Here is a 15486-nt window from a genome sequence, read left to right as displayed (position 1 = left end):
GTCCGGCCACGCGGACGGGTGGCGGTCTCCCCCCGGCCCGTGGAGCGGGTTCCGGGGGTCGGCCCGGGCGGGTGGACGGACGCAGGTCACCGGTGCGTCGCCGGCGCGTGACTGCCGCGCCGCGCCCGGGACCGGCGCGACACGGCACACGGTCCCGCGGGGCCGGGCGACCCGACGGCCCCGCAACCCCCGCGTTCCTGCGGGCCGGTCAGTCGCTGTCGCCGTCGTGGTCGCCGGCGTCGCCCTGCCCGTCCACGTCGCCGTGCTCGTCCGCTTCCCCGTCCCTGCCCGTGTCCTCGTCCGACTCCGCTCCGGAGGCCTTCCGCGCCTCCGTCGAGACCTTCGCCGTCTTCGCGTCCACGGTCAGTTCGTGCTCCCGGCCGTCCAGACCCTGGACCTCGGCCTCCCAGACGACGGGCGCGCCGGGACCGTCGGCGTGGTCGAGCTCGACCGCGGTCACCGTGCCGGGGACGGCCGACTCGGCGGCCTCGGCCGCGCGGGCGGCCGTGACCGGGGCGTCCTGTGCCGACGGTGCGTGACCGTCGCCGTCCGAGCGCTCGGTCGAGGTGATCCTCCCGGTGGCCGCGTCCAGCGTCACGTCGTGCCGGTCGCCGTCCGTGCCGTGGACCTCGACCTCCCACTCGCCGTCGTCCAGGCAGGCGCCGGTGACCGTGCCCGGCACGGCGCCCAGGGCCGAGTCGATCGCCTGGGAGATGGTGATCTTCGCAGCCCGGGCCTGCGCCGCGCCACCCCGGTCCCCGTCACCGTCCTGGACGGCGAAGGCGGCGGCGGTCCCCCCGCCGGCGAGGAGGGCTGCGGTGAGGGCCGCGATGGCCCGCTTGCGTCGCTTCATGAGTCATGCCTTCCGGTGGCGGGGAGTGATGACGGGATCCACCCTGCCCGGGTAACGCTGAAGCCCTCCTGAAGGCACCTGAAGGCGCCTTCAGGATCCGTTTGCGACGCTGTGCGCATGAGGCTGTTGATCGTGGAGGACGAGAAGCGGCTCGCGCGGTCCCTCGCCGCCGGGCTCACCGCGGAGGGCTACGCCGTGGACGTGGTGCACGACGGCCTGGAGGCGCTGCACCGCGCCGGTGAGAACCCGTACGACCTGGTCGTCCTCGACATCATGCTGCCGGGCCTGAACGGCTACCGCGTCTGCGGCGCCCTCCGCTCCGCGGGGAACGACGTCCCGATCCTGATGCTGACCGCGAAGGACGGCGAGTACGACGAGGCCGAGGGGCTCGACACGGGCGCCGACGACTATCTGACCAAGCCCTTCTCGTACGTCGTCCTCGTCGCCCGGATCAAGGCGCTGCTGCGCCGCCGCGGGCGGGCCGACCGCGTCTCGCCGGTGCTGCGTGCCGGGGACGTCGCGGTCGACACCGCCGCCCGCCGGGTCCGCCGCGGCGATGACGAGATCGCCCTCACGGCCAAGGAGTTCGCCGTGCTGGAGCAGCTCGCCCTGCGGCCCGGCGAGGTCGTCGGCAAGCCGGAGATCCTCGAGCACGTCTGGGACTTCGCCTACGACGGCGACCCGAACATCGTCGAGGTGTACATCAGCTCGCTGCGCCGCAAGCTGGGCGCCTCGGTGATCCAGACCGTGCGCGGCGCCGGCTACCGGCTGGTGGACGGGTGAGTTCGGTACGGGCGAGGGCGGCCCTGGGCGCCACGCTCGTCGTCGCGGTGGCGCTGATCGGTGCCGGGCTGGCCGTGCTGTTCGTGCTGCGGGCGAACCTGACCGACCAGGCCGGGCTCCAGGCCGAGGTCACCGCCCGCAACATCGCGACGCAGCTCGACCTCGACGTGCCCTACGACCGGCTGGACCTGCCGGACGGCGAGGACCGCCCGGTGCGTGTGACCGGCGAGGACGGCCGCGTGCGCGCGGCGAGCGAGGACCTGGAGGCCATGACCGGGACGCCCGCGGCCCCGGCCGACGACGAGGACCGGCCCGGCTTCGGCAACGGCACCGCGACCGTGGACGGGGAGACGGCGGACTACCGCTTCGCCGTCGTACGGGCCGACGCCCGCGACGGCCTGACCGTCACCGTGGCCGCCGGAGCGCCCCTGGCCGCCGAGCACCGGGCGGTCGACACGGTCAGGGACGCCATGCTCATCGGACTGCCCGTGCTGCTGCTCGTCGTGGCGGGCGTGACCTGGCTGGTGACCCGCAGGGCGCTGCGGCCGGTGGAGGGCATCCGCAGCGAGATGGCGGCGATCACCGCCTCCGAGGACCTCTCCCGGCGCGTTCCCGAGCCGGAATCCCGCGACGAGATCGCCCGGCTGGCCCGTACGACCAACGAGACCCTCGCCGCGCTGGAGGCGTCGGTCGAGCGCCAGCGGCGCTTCGTCGCGGACGCGTCGCACGAGCTGCGAAGCCCCATCGCGTCCCTGCGCACCCAGTTGGAGGTGGGCGCCGCGCACCCCGGTCTGCTGGACGTGCCCGGCGCCGTCGCCGACACCGTACGCCTTCAGCAACTGGCCGCCGATCTGCTGCTGCTGGCCCGGCTGGACGCGGGTGAGCGGCCCGGACGGGCCCGTCTGGACCTGGCGGCGACGGTTCGCGAGGAGGTGGCGCAGCGAGGCGCGGCCGACCGGCTGCCGGTGGCCGTGGAGGCCGGGGAGCCGGTGGAAGTGGCGGGGTCGCGCAGGCAGTTGGCCCGAGTGCTCGGCAATCTGCTGGACAACGCACAGCGGCATGCGCGCGGCGCGGTGTCCGTGTCCGTACGGCGCGAGGGCGGGGACGCGGTGCTCGGCGTGGCGGACGACGGCCCGGGGGTGCCGGAGCCGGAGCGCGAGCGGATCTTCGAACGATTCGTGCGCCTCGACGACGCCCGCACCCGTGACGCGGGCGGCGCGGGCCTCGGCCTCGCGATCGCCCGTGACGTGGCGCGGCGCCACGGGGGGACGCTGACGGTCTCTGCGGCGGCCGGCGGCGGCGCTCTGTTCGTGCTGCGCCTGCCCCTCGCGTCCTGAAGCCCTGACTCCTCGAGTTCCGCACGACCCCTTCGACCTGCAGGACCGTTCGGCCCGCACGGTCCGCGGACGGGGTCCGGCGGACGGCGTTGCGGGGAGGGCGCCCGGCCGACGGCGGGGCGCGGTGCGGGACCGCGGGGCGTTCTGCACCGCGGGGTCGCGGTGCCGGGCCGCGGTCGGGCTCGGGCGCACCCGGGGGCGACCGCGCGGGTCCGAGCCCTGAACGCCCGTCCCGTGCACCCGCACCGCGCCGGTCCCGTGCCCATTCCCCCAAGGCACGTGGTGAGGCGGCGCGGTGCGCAGCGGGTGCGGACGTCCGGGACAGGGCCGGGTCCCGCGCGACCCGCGGCCGGAGCGCGCGTCAGCGGTTGGTACGGCCCTGTCAGACCCTGCCGCGGCGGCCGCGCAGGTGCTCCGCCACCGGCTTGAGGGATTCGTGGAGGTCGGCGAGCGCCTCCGGGGACAGCAGGTCGATGAAGTGCTGGCGCACGGACTCGACATGGTGCGGCGCGACCTTCTGCATGGTCTCCATGCCCTGGTCGGTGAGCACCGCGTAGAGTCCGCGGCGGTCGGACTCGCAGTTCTCCCGGCGGACCAGGCCCGCGTTCTCCATGCGGGTGATCTGGTGGGAGAGCCGGCTCTTGGACTGCAGCGTCGCCGCCGCCAGGTCGCTCATCCTCATGCGCCGCTCGGGGGACTCCGAGAGGTTGACGAGGATCTCGTAGTCGTTGTTGGTCAGGCCGAACGGTTGCAGATCCTTTTCCATCTGGTAGGTCAACAGCCTGTTGACGTCCAGATAGGTGCGCCAGGCGCACTGCTCCGTGTCGCTCAGCCAGCGCGTGGCCGTCTCGGTCTCCATATATGGATGCTACCCTAAGAAGTTGAAATCCGGACGAATGCGGGGACGGTCACATCCGGCACCCCGAGTCCCCCGAGAAGGGTGCAGACGTTCGACGTCACACTCCGCAGCCTACCGCTCACAAGCCGAAGCGACGCTGGAGGTCCCCCAGCTGACCGGGGAGGCGCGGGGTGGAGCCGTGTTGACCAGGGCCGTGGCCGCCGCCGGGCACCCCGTCCGCATGCGGGACCGCGCCGGTCGCCTGTTCGGGCATGAGCGCCTCGGTCGACTGCAGCAGCACCGCACCCGCGCCGACGAACTCGAACTGGTGCTCCTCGCCGGACGCCCCGCCGATCCCGGACAGCTGCCGCAGGCCGCCCATCACCCCGCTCATGTACCCGTGGTCGTAGTGGTGGCACGGTGAGGGGCAGTCCGCCCAGCCCACCAGCGCCTGCGGGTCCACCCGGATCGGGGGCTCCATGAAGACCACGGGGCCGTTCGACGCCGCGACGAACTTCCCGGTGCCGATCAGAGTGAGGAAGCCGGGAACGATCGACTGCTTCAGGGCCAGCGAGGGCTGGTACGCCAGCAGGTTCCCGGCCCGGATCGTCAGATTGCCCTCGTCGAGATCGAAGGAGTTGACGTCGAAGGCCCGGTCGGCGAGCAGCATCTTGCCGCTGCCCTCGGCCACCACCCAGTCGCTCGCGTGCAGCGGCGAGTGGAAGCTGGTGCGCATCAGCCGGTCCAGCCGGCCGTGGCCGATCCCGTTGAAGTCGATCCGCCCGTAGTAGGCGATCATCTTCCCCTTCTGCAGGAACCACTGGGAGCCCTTGAGCTCCACGCAGAAGGTGTACGGGTTGACGTTGTCGTCGCTCGGCAGCGTCATCGGGTCATGAATCACCGGCGTGCTCAAAGCTTCTCCTCCGACGCCTGGACGTACACCGCACCACTGCCGCTCAGCTCGAGCTGGAACGCCTCGCCGGAGCCGCGCCCCACCATGTCGCGCCAGCCCAGCGCGGTGGAGAGCTTGTTCCGCACGTCGCCGTGGTGCGCGACGTACGCCTGGGGGTCCACGTGGACGGGCCGGCCCGGTGTGATGGGCAGTTCGATCACCCCGCCGTGGGCCATGACGGCGACCGCGCCGTGACCCTTCAGAGTGGTGGTGAACAGGCCCTGGCCGGTGACCTGGCCCCGCACCATCCCCATGACCCCGCCCTGCGCGCCCATGAACATCGTGCCCTGCTGCAGCGTGCCGTCGAAGGCGAGCAGCCGGTCGGCCTCGACGTACAGCGTGTCGCCGGTGAGGCCGATGACCTGGATGTGGTGGCCGCCGTGGCCGAACATGACCGTACCGGAGCCCTCGACCGTCATCAGCGGCGTCGCCTCGTCGGCGACCCGCCGGCCGATCATCGACATCAGGCCGCCCTGGCCGCCCGCGATGTTCGGGGTGAAGGAGACGTCGCCCTTGTAGGCGAGCATCGCGCCGCGCTGGCTGTACATCTTCTGGCCGGGGACCACCGTCGCCTCGACCATCTTCGAATTGATCTCGCGGAACGGCATCAGACGTCCCCTCCGACGGTGTTCCGCTCGCTCGGCTGCACGTACACGAGTCCGTCGCCCTCGAACCGGATCTGGAAGGCCTCGCCGCCGCCCTCGCCCATGAGCGTGCGGAAGGTGACCCCGGACTGGAACTGCTGCTGAAGACCGCCCTGGTGCGCGATGTAGGCGCCCGGGTCCACGGAGAGCGGGTACTGGGGCGTCACGCGCAGTACCACGGCCGGGCCGTCCGACATGATCGCGGCCTGGCCCGTGCCCTCGACGGTCGTCGTGAACAGTCCGTTGCCGGTCGCGCCGCCGCGCAGACCGGTGAAGCTGGTGCCGGTGCGCAGCCCGCCGTCCGTGCAGAGGAGATTGCTCGACTCGACGTACAGCTTGTCGCCGTGCAGCGAGACGAGATTGATCTCGGAGGCGCGATCGGCGAAATAGCAGGTGCCCTGGCCCTTCACCTCCATCATGGTCATCTGCTCGCCGGTGAGGCGTCGGGTCACCATGCCGCGGATGCCCTCACCGCCGCCGGACAGTTTCTTGAAGTCCATGTGGCCGTCGTACGCGACCATGGACCCGTTCTTCGCCTTGACGGAGTCCCCGGTCATGTCGACGGCGAGCACTTTGCTGCCTTGAAGTCGGAACATTGCCACGGGGTGAAGGTACTGGGCGGGCCGCGTGTTCGGACAGGCCCCCAGGAATGAACACGACCCTGACCCGACCCCGAGGCCACCCGGGTAAAGGGCGGGAAAAGCGCGGTGCCAGAATGGCTACGCTTGTGCGTCCGTTCACAAGACCATCGCCCCCTCCCCCCTGAAGGTGCCTGCCGTGGACATCAAGACCGCCTCCGCCCTCCACCGCCTCCGGCTCGTCTCCGGCCCCGAGGCCGTGTCCTTCCTGCTCCTGCTCGTCTGCTCGGTGCTCAAGCGCACGACGGAGTTCAACGCGGTCCCGGTCATGGGCGCGATCCACGGCGTCCTCTTCATCCTGTACGTGATCTTCTGGCTGGACGCCTGGAACCGCACCAAGTGGGACGTCGGGACGGCCGCGGTCTACTTCGTCCTGTCGGTGGTGCCGTTCGGCGGCTTCTTCGCCGACCGCAAGCTCAAGCGCGCCGCCGCGGACGCGGTCATCGCCTCCCGCGCCCGGCGCGAGGGCACGGTGAACGCGTGATCGTCGCCTTCTCCGTCACCCCGCTCGGCGTGGGCGAGGACGTCGGCGAGTACGTCGCCGACGCGGTCCGCGTCGTCCGCGAGTCCGGACTGCCGAACCGCACGGACGCGATGTTCACCTCGGTCGAGGGCGACTGGGACGAGGTGATGGACGTCGTCAGGCGCGCCGTCGCCGCGGTCGAGGCACGCGCCCCGCGCGTCTCCCTCGTCCTCAAGGCCGATGTGAGGCCGGGTGTCGCGGACGGACTGACGAGCAAGGTCGAGACGGTCGAGCGCCACCTCTCCGCCTGACCCGGGTCCCACCCGCGACCCGGGGCAGCCCCCGGCCGGGCGTCCGAACGGACGGGGGCTGTCCTGCCCCGCGCGCCCAGCCCAGCACCCGTGCGGTACCGGGGGCCGCGGCGGACCGCGGGGCGGGAGGCGGCCGGGTCTCGGGCGGGGAAGGACCGAAGTGCGAGACAGGGCTGACCAGCATATGACCAGTGGGTAAGGTCGATGCCGTGCCGAAGCCGCTCAGCCTTCCCTTCGACCCCATCGCCCGAGCCGACGAGCTCTGGCGGCAGCGCTGGGGCCCCGTGCCCTCGATGGCCGCGATCACCTCGATCATGCGGGCCCACCAGATCCTGCTCGCCGAGGTCGACGCCGTGGTCAAGCCGTACGGGCTGACCTTCGCCCGCTACGAGGCGCTGGTGCTGCTCACCTTCTCCAAGGCCGGGGAGCTGCCGATGTCCAAGATCGGTGAGCGGCTGATGGTCCACCCGACCTCCGTCACGAACACCGTGGACCGCCTGGTGAGGTCCGGTCTGGTCGCCAAGCGGCCCAACCCCAACGACGGTCGCGGCACGCTCGCCTCCATCACGGACAAGGGGCGCGAGGTCGTCGAGGCGGCCACCCGGGACCTCATGGAGATGGACTTCGGGCTCGGCGCCTACGACACCGAGGAGTGCGCGGAGATCTTCGCGCTGCTGCGGCCGCTGAGGGTCGCGGCGCACGACTTCGACGAGGGCTGAGCCGCCTCTGCGGACGGGGCGCGGGCCGCCTCGGCCCAGGACCGACCCACCCGAAGATCGCCCAAAGCGGACCGTTACGCTCATCGCCATGAAGAAGAGCGTCCTGACCCGTTACCGGGTGATGGCCTACGTCACCGCCGTCATGCTGCTCGTGCTGTGCACCTGCATGGTGTTCAAGTACGGGTTCGACACGGGTGAGGACATCACCTTCGCCGTCTCCCAGGCGCACGGCGTCCTCTACATCATCTACCTGATCTTCGCCTTCGACCTCGGCTCCAAGGCCAAGTGGCCGTTCGGCAAGCTGCTGTGGGTGCTGCTCTCCGGGACGATTCCCTTCGTCGCCTTCTTCGTCGAACGCAATGTCACGCGTTCGGTCGCGCCGCTGGTCAGCGAGTCGGAGCCGGCGGTCGTCAAGGCGTAGTCACTCCGCCGTACGCATGCGTACGGCGGTCTGCCATCGACATTTACTAGGACGTCCTAGTAAATTCGTGGGTATGGACGCTGACGCCATCGAGGAAGGCCGCCGACGCTGGCAGGCCCGCTACGACTCCGCGAAGAAGCGGAACGCCGACTTCACCACGCTCTCCGGTGATCCGGTCGAGCCGGTCTACGGGCCCCGGCCCGGCGACACCTACGACGGCTTCGAGCGGATCGGATGGCCGGGCGAGTACCCCTTCACCCGCGGTCTGTACCCGACGGGCTACCGCGGCCGTACCTGGACCATCCGCCAGTTCGCCGGCTTCGGCAACGCCGAGCAGACCAACGAGCGGTACAAGATGATCCTGGCCGCCGGCGGCGGCGGGCTCAGCGTCGCCTTCGACATGCCGACGCTCATGGGGCGCGACTCCGACGACCCGCGGTCCCTCGGCGAGGTCGGCCACTGCGGTGTCGCCATCGACTCCGCCGCCGACATGGACGTCCTCTTCAAGGACATCCCGCTCGGCGACGTCACCACCTCGATGACGATCAGCGGTCCCGCCGTCCCCGCCTTCTGCATGTACCTCGTCGCCGCCGAGCGGCAGGGTGTCGACCCGGGCGTCCTGAACGGCACGCTCCAGACCGACATCTTCAAGGAGTACATCGCCCAGAAGGAATGGCTGTTCGAGCCGGAGCCCCATCTGCGTCTCATCGGCGACCTGATGGAGTACTGCGCCCGGGACATCCCGGCGTACAAGCCGCTCTCCGTCTCCGGCTACCACATCCGCGAGGCGGGCGCGACGGCCGCGCAGGAGCTGGCGTACACGCTCGCCGACGGCTTCGGGTACGTCGAACTCGGCCTCAGCCGCGGACTGGACGTGGACGTCTTCGCACCCGGACTGTCCTTCTTCTTCGACGCGCACCTGGACTTCTTCGAGGAGATCGCCAAGTTCCGCGCGGCCCGCCGCATCTGGGCCCGCTGGATGAAGGAGGTCTACGGGGCGAAGACCGACAAGGCGCAGTGGCTGCGGTTCCACACCCAGACGGCCGGTGTCTCGCTGACCGCCCAGCAGCCGTACAACAACGTCGTGCGCACGGCGGTAGAGGCACTCGCGGCCGTCCTCGGCGGCACCAACTCGCTGCACACCAACGCCCTGGACGAGACGCTGGCACTGCCGTCGGAGCAGGCCGCCGAGATCGCCCTGCGCACGCAACAGGTACTGATGGAGGAGACGGGCGTCGCCAACGTGGCAGACCCGCTGGGTGGTGCCTGGTACGTGGAGCAGCTCACCGACCGTATCGAGGCGGACGCCGAGAAGATCTTCGACCAGATCAAGGAGCGCGGACTGCGCGCCCACCCGGACGGGAAGCACCCCATCGGGCCCATCACCTCCGGCATCCTGCGCGGAATCGAGGACGGCTGGTTCACCGGCGAGATCGCCGAATCGGCCTTCCGCTACCAGCAGTCGCTGGAGAAGGGCGACAAGCGGGTCGTCGGCGTCAACGTCCACCACGGCTCCGTCACCGGCGACCTGGAGATCCTCCGCGTCAGCCACGAGGTCGAGTGGGAGCAGGTCCGCATCCTGGGCGACCGCAAGGCCCGCCGCGACGACGCCCGGGTCAAGGCGTCGCTGGAGAGGATGCTGGCCGCCGCCCGCGACGGCTCGAACATGATCGAGCCCATGCTCGACGCCGTCCGTGCCGAGGCCACCCTGGGCGAGATCTGCAACGCGCTGCGGGACGAGTGGGGCACGTACACCGAGCCCGCCGGCTTCTGAGCCGCACCGCCCGGCCCCTGGAGGACCGGCCGTCACGCCGCCGCAGCGGCCCGACGGCCGGTCCTTCTCGCGTTCGCCGTGGCGAACGCGCGACGGAACGGCGCACGCCGCCCGGCGCGCTCTCCGCCGTCAGCTCCGCACCGTGCGCCCGGGCGATCTGACGCGCCATCACCAGGCCCGGCCCGGACCGCGGCGGCGTCCGCGCCGACGACGGCGGCTGTGGCGCGCCCCGGGAGGTCCGGCCGTTCGGGGAGGTGCGCCGGTCCCGGGCGGTGCGGCGCCGTGGTGGGTCCCTCCGGCGGGGCCCGCCGTCAGGTCTGCGCCGCCGCCCCCAGTCCGCCCAGCAGCACCGCGGTGAAGCGGCGGACCCAGTTCTCGTCGACGGGTTCGCAGCTCACCAGCGCCCGGTGCACGACCGCGCCCGCGATCACGTCGAAGATCAGGTCGGCGGTGCGGGCGGCCGCCGCCGGGTCGGTCTCCTCCGGGAGCTCGCCGCGCGCCTGTGCCCTGGCGCGACCCTCCAGAACCAGCCGTTTCTGCCGGTCCACGATCGAGACCCTGATCCGCTCGCGCAGTGGTTCGTCGGTCGTCGACTCCGCCACCACGGCCATCAGCGCCGTCCTGGCCTCCGGCCGTTCCAGCAGCGCGGCGAACTGGAGCACCACGCCCTCGATGTCCGCGGCGAGGCTGCCCCGGTCGGGCAGTTCCAGCTCGTCGAAGAGCTCCGCGACCGCGTCCACCACCAGTTCGTTCTTGCCCGCCCAGCGCCGGTAGACCGTCGTCTTCGCCACCCCGGCCCGGGTCGCCACGTCGCCGAGCGTCAGCTTCGACCACCCCAGCTCCACCAGTGCGGCCCTGGTGGCGTCGAGGATGGCGGCGTCCGCCTCGGCACTGCGGGGACGGCCGGTACGGGGGGTGATCCGGCGACGGTGACTGCACATGGAGGCGACCATACCGGCCAGTAGGTGGATCGCTGTGAGCCACTTCACCGGTGGGCGTGCCCCGGCACCCCCAAGGAAGAGTTACGCTACGACTCGTAGCGAAAGCGACAGCCGCTGGCGCCGGGTGGGGACCCGGCGCGGGCGCGCGGGGCCGGTGCGCACGACCGGTGCACAGGCCCGGCGCTCCGGATTTTTCACTCGTGCGCGCCGAGGGGGGAGGATGTACTCATGCAGCCTAGGAACATGTCCATGAGCGGCGTCGTCGACCTCGCCGCGGTGAAGGCGGCCGGTGAGGCCAAGGCCAAGGCCGAGCAGACGCGCGCGGAGGCCGCCCGGCAGGGCGGCGGCGGTGCGGTGCCCCCGTCCGCCCTGGTGATCGACGTCGACGAGGCGGGCTTCGAGCGGGACGTCCTCCAGCGTTCGGCGGAGGTCCCGGTCGTCCTCGACTTCTGGGCCGAGTGGTGCGAGCCCTGCAAGCAGCTGAGCCCGGTGCTGGAGCGGATGGCCGGCGAGTACAACGGCCGCTTCGTGCTCGCCAAGATCGACGTCGAAGCCAACCAGATGCTGATGCAGCAGTTCGGGATCCAGGGCATCCCGGCCGTCTTCGCGGTGGTCGCCGGGCAGGCGCTGCCGCTCTTCCAGGGACTGGCCCCGGAGCCCCAGATCCGCGAGACCCTCGACCAGCTGATCCAGGTCGGCGAGCAGCGCTTCGGCCTCACCGGTCTGACCGTCGACGCGGAGGCGGACGACTCCGCGGCCGTCGCGGCGCCCGCCCCCGGCCCGCACGACGCGGTGCTCGAGGCCGCGGTCGACGCGCTCGACGCGGGTGACCTCGGCGGTGCCATCCGGGCGTACCGGAACGTCCTCTCCGACGACCCCGCGAACTCCGAGGCCAAGCTGGGCCTCGCGCAGGCGGAACTGCTGTCCCGGGTGCGGGAGATGGACCCGGAGAAGGTGCGTCGGGAAGCCGCCGACCGTCCCGACGACGTACCGGCGCAGATCGCCGCCGCGGACCTCGACCTCGCGGGCGGCCATGTGCAGGACGCCTTCGGCCGGCTCGTCGAGACCGTGCGCCGTACGGCGGGCGAGGACCGCGACGCAGCCCGGCTGCGGCTGCTCGAGCTCTTCGAGGTCATCGGCCCGGACGATCCGCGGGTGACGGCGGCGCGCACGGCACTTGCGAGGGTCCTCTTCTGACGCCGAGGAGACCGGTTTCGGTTGCCCCCGTTCCGGGCGGCGCACTCGGGTGGGGGCCACCGCCCGGGGTGCCGGGCGCGCGGGCCGATTTGACGACAGAGTGACAAACAGCGGCCGCGCTTTACCAAAACTTGGTAAACGCGGCCGCTGTTACTCGCAGTAAATCAACCCCGTTCTTCTGTCCCCTTTTCGGTGGCAATCTCCCTGTCCGGCGAGCCCGGCTGAGGCACCCTGTGTCGCCGGGCGACATCACCCCGTCGTGGCGTGGTTATCGGTCCGTTACTAGTGAGTAACGAACCCCCTTGTGCCCCGGCGTTTAATGCACCACGATCGGCGACGCTCGGTCCATCACCGCACCAGCCCGGCAGCCAGCCGCGTACCGCGGTCCTGGGTCCCCACCGAGTCGGCCGGCGGCAGAGGCGCCGGCCGTGGACAGGGGGGTTCCTGCCCCGCCGGCAGGGCCTGTCCATCGAGGTTGCGCGAAGGCGTGGCCAGTGGTTGTCGCTCGGGGGTGATCGCCGGTGATTCGGACGCGGCTCGCGCCTGAGGCACGGCGCTCTCCTTCCCGAGGACGTAGCACTTCTCCCATCCCAGGGCGGACTTGACGGTCCGCGCCGGAGATGTACGTCCGAGAAGGAGGAAATTTATGTCCCAGGTTCGTGGTGGGACCAGATGGAAGCGGTTCGCCGTCGTCATGGTGCCGTCCGTGGCCGCGACGGCCGCGATCGGCGTGGGCCTGGCCCAGGGCGCGCTGGCGGCTTCGTTCAGCGTCTCCGGCCAGAGCTTCAAGGTGACGGCCAGTTCCCTGAACGGCAAGGACTTCTTCCAGTACGGAAGCCTTGCCCAGGGCACCGACCTCAAGGGCAACAAGACGGCTCACCCCGTCGCGGTGTCGGCCTTCGGATCCGCAACGATCACCAACATGTGCCAGTCGGTCGTCACCCCTGACGTCCCGATCTTCGGCAACGTCAGCCTCGAGCTGCGCGCCGGCAACAAGGGCACGCCGGTCGAGGCGGAGAACCTGTACCTGGACGTGGCCTCGCTCGACGCGAACGCCACCTTCAAGAACATCGACATCGGCGTCGCCGCCGGCGACAAGAGCAACAAGCCGGGCATCCAGCCGGGTACGCAGGCGAACCCCTTCGGATTCGCCCAGCGTGCCGAGGAGGCCCACCTGACCGACGTCAGGCAGACGGCGTGGGCGACCACCGCCGGCACCTTCAAGCTGAGCGGTCTCAGCATGAAGCTGCACAAGGGCGTCAAGGAGTGCTACTAAGCACTCGCCAGGGCGGACGGGTACGCCGGCAGGCGGGCTCGTCCGCCCGATCCACACACTTTCTTCGAGCAACACCGGTTCCAGGGAGCTGTTTTCCATGAGCGCCGAGTCCCCGGGGCAGCAGAACGAGCACTTTCTCCGAGTCGTCAAGCGGCGTTTCCGCGACTGGCGCGGTCAGCGGCCTTTCTGGGCCGGCCTGTTCACCATTCTCGGCGGCATTCCGATCGCCTACTTCCCGTACGCAAGCCTCAAGATCGGCCATATGACGCTGGCCATGGCCACGACGGCGGGTGCGGGCTCGCTGATCATCGGCGTGCTCCTGGTGACGCTGGGGCTGACGATGTGGTTCCACCACATTGTGCGGGTGTTCGCCGGTGTCGCCGCGATCCTCCTGGCACTGATCTCCCTCCCGGTGTCCAACATCGGCGGCTTCCTCATCGGCTTCCTCTTCGCCCTGATCGGCGGCGCGCTGTCGATCTCCTGGGCACCGGGCAAGGCCGAGGCGGAGCAGGCCCCGGCCTCCTCCGCACCGTCGGACGGGCAGGACGTGCCGCTGGTGCCGGGTCCGCAGGTGGGCGACGGCATCGTCACGCAGAAGACCAGTGCCCATGCCGAAGGCGGGAGGAACAGTGCGGGGTGATCAGATTCAGCCGGCGGCGGACCTCGGTACCGACGGGCGGACGCCCGGAGGACCGCGCCACGCCGCCCCCCGGAAGAGATTGTTCACGAAGCTCCAGATACCCGCCGGCAAGGCGATGGCCATCGCCGCCATGCCCACCGCGGTCTTCGTGGGCATGGGCCTGACCCCGAAGCTGGCGCTGGCCGACGACAAGCAGGAGATCCCGTTCGCCCCCGGTCCCTGCGTGACGCGGTCGGACGAGCCCAGCGAGTCCGCGTCGCCGTCCGCCTCGGAGTCGGAGAAGCCGTCCGAGGAGGAGACGGACAAGCCCGAGCCGTCCCCGAGCGGTTCCGCGGAAGAGCAGACCGACGAGCAGACCGACGAGCCGAAGCCCGGGGCGAGCCCCTCCGCCTCCGACCCCGGTCGCGCGGACGACGACTCGCCGGAGCAGGCCGACCCGTCCCCGACGCCCACCCCGAGCGAGTCCGAGACCCGGAACCCGCTCGACCCGCTGGGTGTCGGCGACGCCATCAAGGACCTCTTCGACGGCCCCGACGAGGAGCCGGAGGCCGCCCCGGCCGCGAGCGAGTCGACCGAGCCCGCCGAGGAACCGTCGAAGCCGGCCGAGGACACCGCGTCGAAGCCCACCGAGCCGGTGAAGGACGCGGTCTCGGACGTGACCGACGCGGCCGACGAAGCCGCGGACAAGACCAAGGAAGCCATCAAGGACGCCGCCGAGAAGGCCGGCGCCGAGGTGGAGGAGCTGGACGACAAGGTCAAGGGCCTCGACCCCGTCAAGGACGAGGACATCCCCGAGGGCGCCGACGGCAAGCCGCGCTTCCCGTGCCCGACCGCCGACCCGGAGGCACTCGCCAACGCCAAGGCGGAGCCCGGCATCCCGGCGCTGCCGGACGAGCCGTGGGTGCTGGAGAGCTCCCGGCTGACCCTGACGGGCCTCGACTACAAGGGAATCGTCGAGGTGAGGACCGGCAGCGGAAAGATCAAGAAGGTCCTGAAGTTCACCGCCTCGGGCGTGGACATCAAGGACCTCCACCAACTGGTGCAGGGCCCCAACGGCACCACGGCCCACGTCAGGGCGCAGCGGGGCTCCACCTCCACCATCCGCAACGGCACGGTGACCATGTACACGGAGGAGCTGAAGGGCAACCTCTTCGGCATCATCCCGGTCACGTTCAGCCCGAAGACCCCGCCGCCGCTGAACGTCCCGTTCGCCATGTTCACCGACGTCAAGGTGACCCAGGCCGGCCAGTTCGGCGGCACGCTGTCCGTGCCCGGCCTGCAGAACTACTTCACCGGCGGGAACGCCGGCTGATTCTTCCGGGAGCCGCGGAAAGAGACCGTGGGCCGCACCCTTCGCAGGGGTGCGGCCCACGGTCGTTCCATGGCCCGTCGTTGTCGTCCGGGACCACCGGCGCGACGCCGCGACCGGCCGAGGGCCGATATCTGGAGAAGCCGGTTGCCGGGTCACCTCTTTTCAGAGGCGCCGATCTGAATCTATGATCGTCGCGCGTGCGAGGTGGATCTTGACCACTCCACATGACGCACGCACAGCAATCGGCGGCCGGGGGAACAGCGCCGCCACGGGGGAGGGACGGGCGCACCGTCATGCCGCGACAGCGGCCCAACCGCGCACACTCTTCGACCGCCTGCTGCCCCTGTCTCCGCACAGGGACAGCAGGCTGAACCACGCGCATCGTCA

The 15486-nt window shown here is 71.1% G+C and carries 17 protein-coding genes; 11 read left to right on the top strand and 6 right to left on the bottom strand.

Annotated elements, in window-relative coordinates; translation table 11 throughout:
- Positions 1 to 208 precede the first annotated feature (208 nt).
- A complete protein-coding gene (locus O7595_RS09720) occupies positions 209 to 853 on the bottom strand; it encodes a PepSY domain-containing protein (protein ID WP_269728313.1) in 645 nt (214 codons plus the stop codon).
- Positions 854 to 970: 117 nt separating this feature from the next.
- Here O7595_RS09720 and O7595_RS09715 point away from each other — a divergent pair, with 117 nt between their 5' ends.
- Together O7595_RS09715 and O7595_RS09710 are read left to right on the top strand one after the other, a co-directional pair.
- The gene (locus O7595_RS09715; RefSeq protein ID WP_269728312.1) at positions 971 to 1636 is read left to right on the top strand and encodes a response regulator transcription factor; all 666 of its coding nucleotides are present in this window, start codon (positions 971 to 973) and stop codon (positions 1634 to 1636) included.
- Positions 1633 to 2973 carry a sensor histidine kinase gene (locus O7595_RS09710; protein WP_269728311.1) on the top strand — a complete coding sequence of 447 codons (1341 nt, stop codon included), beginning with the start codon at positions 1633 to 1635 and terminating at the stop codon, positions 2971 to 2973. The genes O7595_RS09715 and O7595_RS09710 overlap by 4 nt, the downstream gene beginning before the upstream one ends.
- Before the next feature lie 382 nt (positions 2974 to 3355).
- Here the strand turns inward: O7595_RS09710 and O7595_RS09705 are convergent, their stop codons facing one another.
- From O7595_RS09705 to O7595_RS09690, 4 genes are all read right to left on the bottom strand, one after another.
- Positions 3356 to 3832, bottom strand: coding sequence for a MarR family winged helix-turn-helix transcriptional regulator (locus O7595_RS09705; RefSeq protein WP_138053076.1), 477 nt, complete (start codon positions 3830 to 3832; stop codon positions 3356 to 3358).
- 118 nt (positions 3833 to 3950) lie between these two features.
- Positions 3951 to 4724: an AIM24 family protein gene (locus O7595_RS09700; protein ID WP_269728310.1), complete on the bottom strand. Its 774-nt coding sequence runs from the start codon at positions 4722 to 4724 to the stop codon at positions 3951 to 3953.
- Entirely contained in the window at positions 4721 to 5371 is a 651-nt protein-coding gene (locus O7595_RS09695) for an AIM24 family protein (RefSeq protein ID WP_269728309.1), read from the bottom strand. The genes O7595_RS09700 and O7595_RS09695 overlap by 4 nt, the downstream gene beginning before the upstream one ends.
- Positions 5371 to 6003, bottom strand: coding sequence for an AIM24 family protein (locus O7595_RS09690; RefSeq protein ID WP_269732438.1), 633 nt, complete (start codon positions 6001 to 6003; stop codon positions 5371 to 5373). The genes O7595_RS09695 and O7595_RS09690 overlap by 1 nt, the downstream gene beginning before the upstream one ends.
- Positions 6004 to 6184: 181 nt before the next feature.
- Here O7595_RS09690 and O7595_RS09685 point away from each other — a divergent pair, with 181 nt between their 5' ends.
- The 5 genes from O7595_RS09685 (at position 6185) to O7595_RS09665 (ending at position 9733) form a co-directional block, all read left to right on the top strand.
- Positions 6185 to 6529 carry a DUF3817 domain-containing protein gene (locus O7595_RS09685; RefSeq protein ID WP_269728308.1) on the top strand — a complete coding sequence of 115 codons (345 nt, stop codon included), beginning with the start codon at positions 6185 to 6187 and terminating at the stop codon, positions 6527 to 6529.
- The gene (locus tag O7595_RS09680; RefSeq protein WP_269728307.1) at positions 6526 to 6819 is read left to right on the top strand and encodes an MTH1187 family thiamine-binding protein; all 294 of its coding nucleotides are present in this window, start codon (positions 6526 to 6528) and stop codon (positions 6817 to 6819) included. The genes O7595_RS09685 and O7595_RS09680 overlap by 4 nt, the downstream gene beginning before the upstream one ends.
- A gap of 209 nt (positions 6820 to 7028) precedes the next feature.
- The gene (locus tag O7595_RS09675) at positions 7029 to 7538 is read left to right on the top strand and encodes a MarR family winged helix-turn-helix transcriptional regulator (protein WP_269732437.1); all 510 of its coding nucleotides are present in this window, start codon (positions 7029 to 7031) and stop codon (positions 7536 to 7538) included.
- Positions 7539 to 7626: 88 nt separating this feature from the next.
- The gene (locus O7595_RS09670) at positions 7627 to 7959 is read left to right on the top strand and encodes a DUF3817 domain-containing protein (protein ID WP_269728306.1); all 333 of its coding nucleotides are present in this window, start codon (positions 7627 to 7629) and stop codon (positions 7957 to 7959) included.
- A gap of 73 nt (positions 7960 to 8032) precedes the next feature.
- Positions 8033 to 9733 (top strand): acyl-CoA mutase large subunit family protein, encoded by a 1701-nt coding sequence (locus tag O7595_RS09665; RefSeq protein ID WP_269728305.1) that lies wholly within the window; start codon positions 8033 to 8035, stop codon positions 9731 to 9733.
- Between the two features lie 311 nt (positions 9734 to 10044).
- Here O7595_RS09665 and O7595_RS09660 read toward each other — a convergent pair whose 3' ends face one another.
- Positions 10045 to 10686 carry a TetR/AcrR family transcriptional regulator gene (locus O7595_RS09660; protein ID WP_269732436.1) on the bottom strand — a complete coding sequence of 214 codons (642 nt, stop codon included), beginning with the start codon at positions 10684 to 10686 and terminating at the stop codon, positions 10045 to 10047.
- A 216-nt stretch (positions 10687 to 10902) separates the two neighbouring features.
- On the opposite strand from O7595_RS09660, the gene O7595_RS09655 reads away from it, so the two are divergent.
- From O7595_RS09655 to O7595_RS09640, 4 genes are all read left to right on the top strand, one after another.
- A complete protein-coding gene (locus O7595_RS09655) occupies positions 10903 to 11871 on the top strand; it encodes a tetratricopeptide repeat protein (RefSeq protein ID WP_269728304.1) in 969 nt (322 codons plus the stop codon).
- Between the two features lie 646 nt (positions 11872 to 12517).
- Positions 12518 to 13147 (top strand): DUF6230 family protein, encoded by a 630-nt coding sequence (locus O7595_RS09650; protein ID WP_269728303.1) that lies wholly within the window; start codon positions 12518 to 12520, stop codon positions 13145 to 13147.
- Between the two features lie 97 nt (positions 13148 to 13244).
- Positions 13245 to 13787, top strand: coding sequence for a DUF6114 domain-containing protein (locus O7595_RS09645; protein WP_269728302.1), 543 nt, complete (start codon positions 13245 to 13247; stop codon positions 13785 to 13787).
- Positions 13777 to 15099, top strand: a complete 1323-nt coding sequence (locus tag O7595_RS09640; protein ID WP_269728301.1) for a hypothetical protein — start codon at positions 13777 to 13779, stop codon at positions 15097 to 15099. Before O7595_RS09645 ends, O7595_RS09640 begins: the two co-directional genes overlap by 11 nt.
- Positions 15100 to 15486 lie beyond the last annotated feature (387 nt).

This window comes from Streptomyces sp. WMMC940 (assembly GCF_027460265.1).
GTDB lineage: Bacteria > Actinomycetota > Actinomycetes > Streptomycetales > Streptomycetaceae > Streptomyces.
This window is presented reverse-complemented; position numbering and strand designations above follow the sequence as displayed.

Excerpts from the sequence above, each read along its gene's own strand:
- O7595_RS09720 (WP_269728313.1), bottom strand. The coding sequence starts at position 853 with ATGAAGCGACGCAAGCGGGCCATCGCGGCCCTCACCGCAGCCCTCCTC.
- O7595_RS09715 (WP_269728312.1), top strand. The coding sequence starts at position 971 with ATGAGGCTGTTGATCGTGGAGGACGAGAAGCGGCTCGCGCGGTCCCTC.
- O7595_RS09705 (WP_138053076.1), bottom strand. The coding sequence starts at position 3,832 with ATGGAGACCGAGACGGCCACGCGCTGGCTGAGCGACACGGAGCAGTGC.
- O7595_RS09695 (WP_269728309.1), bottom strand. The coding sequence starts at position 5,371 with ATGCCGTTCCGCGAGATCAATTCGAAGATGGTCGAGGCGACGGTGGTC.
- O7595_RS09690 (WP_269732438.1), bottom strand. The coding sequence starts at position 6,003 with ATGTTCCGACTTCAAGGCAGCAAAGTGCTCGCCGTCGACATGACCGGG.
- O7595_RS09670 (WP_269728306.1), top strand. The coding sequence starts at position 7,627 with ATGAAGAAGAGCGTCCTGACCCGTTACCGGGTGATGGCCTACGTCACC.
- O7595_RS09665 (WP_269728305.1), top strand. The coding sequence starts at position 8,033 with ATGGACGCTGACGCCATCGAGGAAGGCCGCCGACGCTGGCAGGCCCGC.
- O7595_RS09660 (WP_269732436.1), bottom strand. The coding sequence starts at position 10,686 with ATGGTCGCCTCCATGTGCAGTCACCGTCGCCGGATCACCCCCCGTACC.
- O7595_RS09655 (WP_269728304.1), top strand. The coding sequence starts at position 10,903 with ATGCAGCCTAGGAACATGTCCATGAGCGGCGTCGTCGACCTCGCCGCG.
- O7595_RS09650 (WP_269728303.1), top strand. The coding sequence starts at position 12,518 with ATGTCCCAGGTTCGTGGTGGGACCAGATGGAAGCGGTTCGCCGTCGTC.
- O7595_RS09645 (WP_269728302.1), top strand. The coding sequence starts at position 13,245 with ATGAGCGCCGAGTCCCCGGGGCAGCAGAACGAGCACTTTCTCCGAGTC.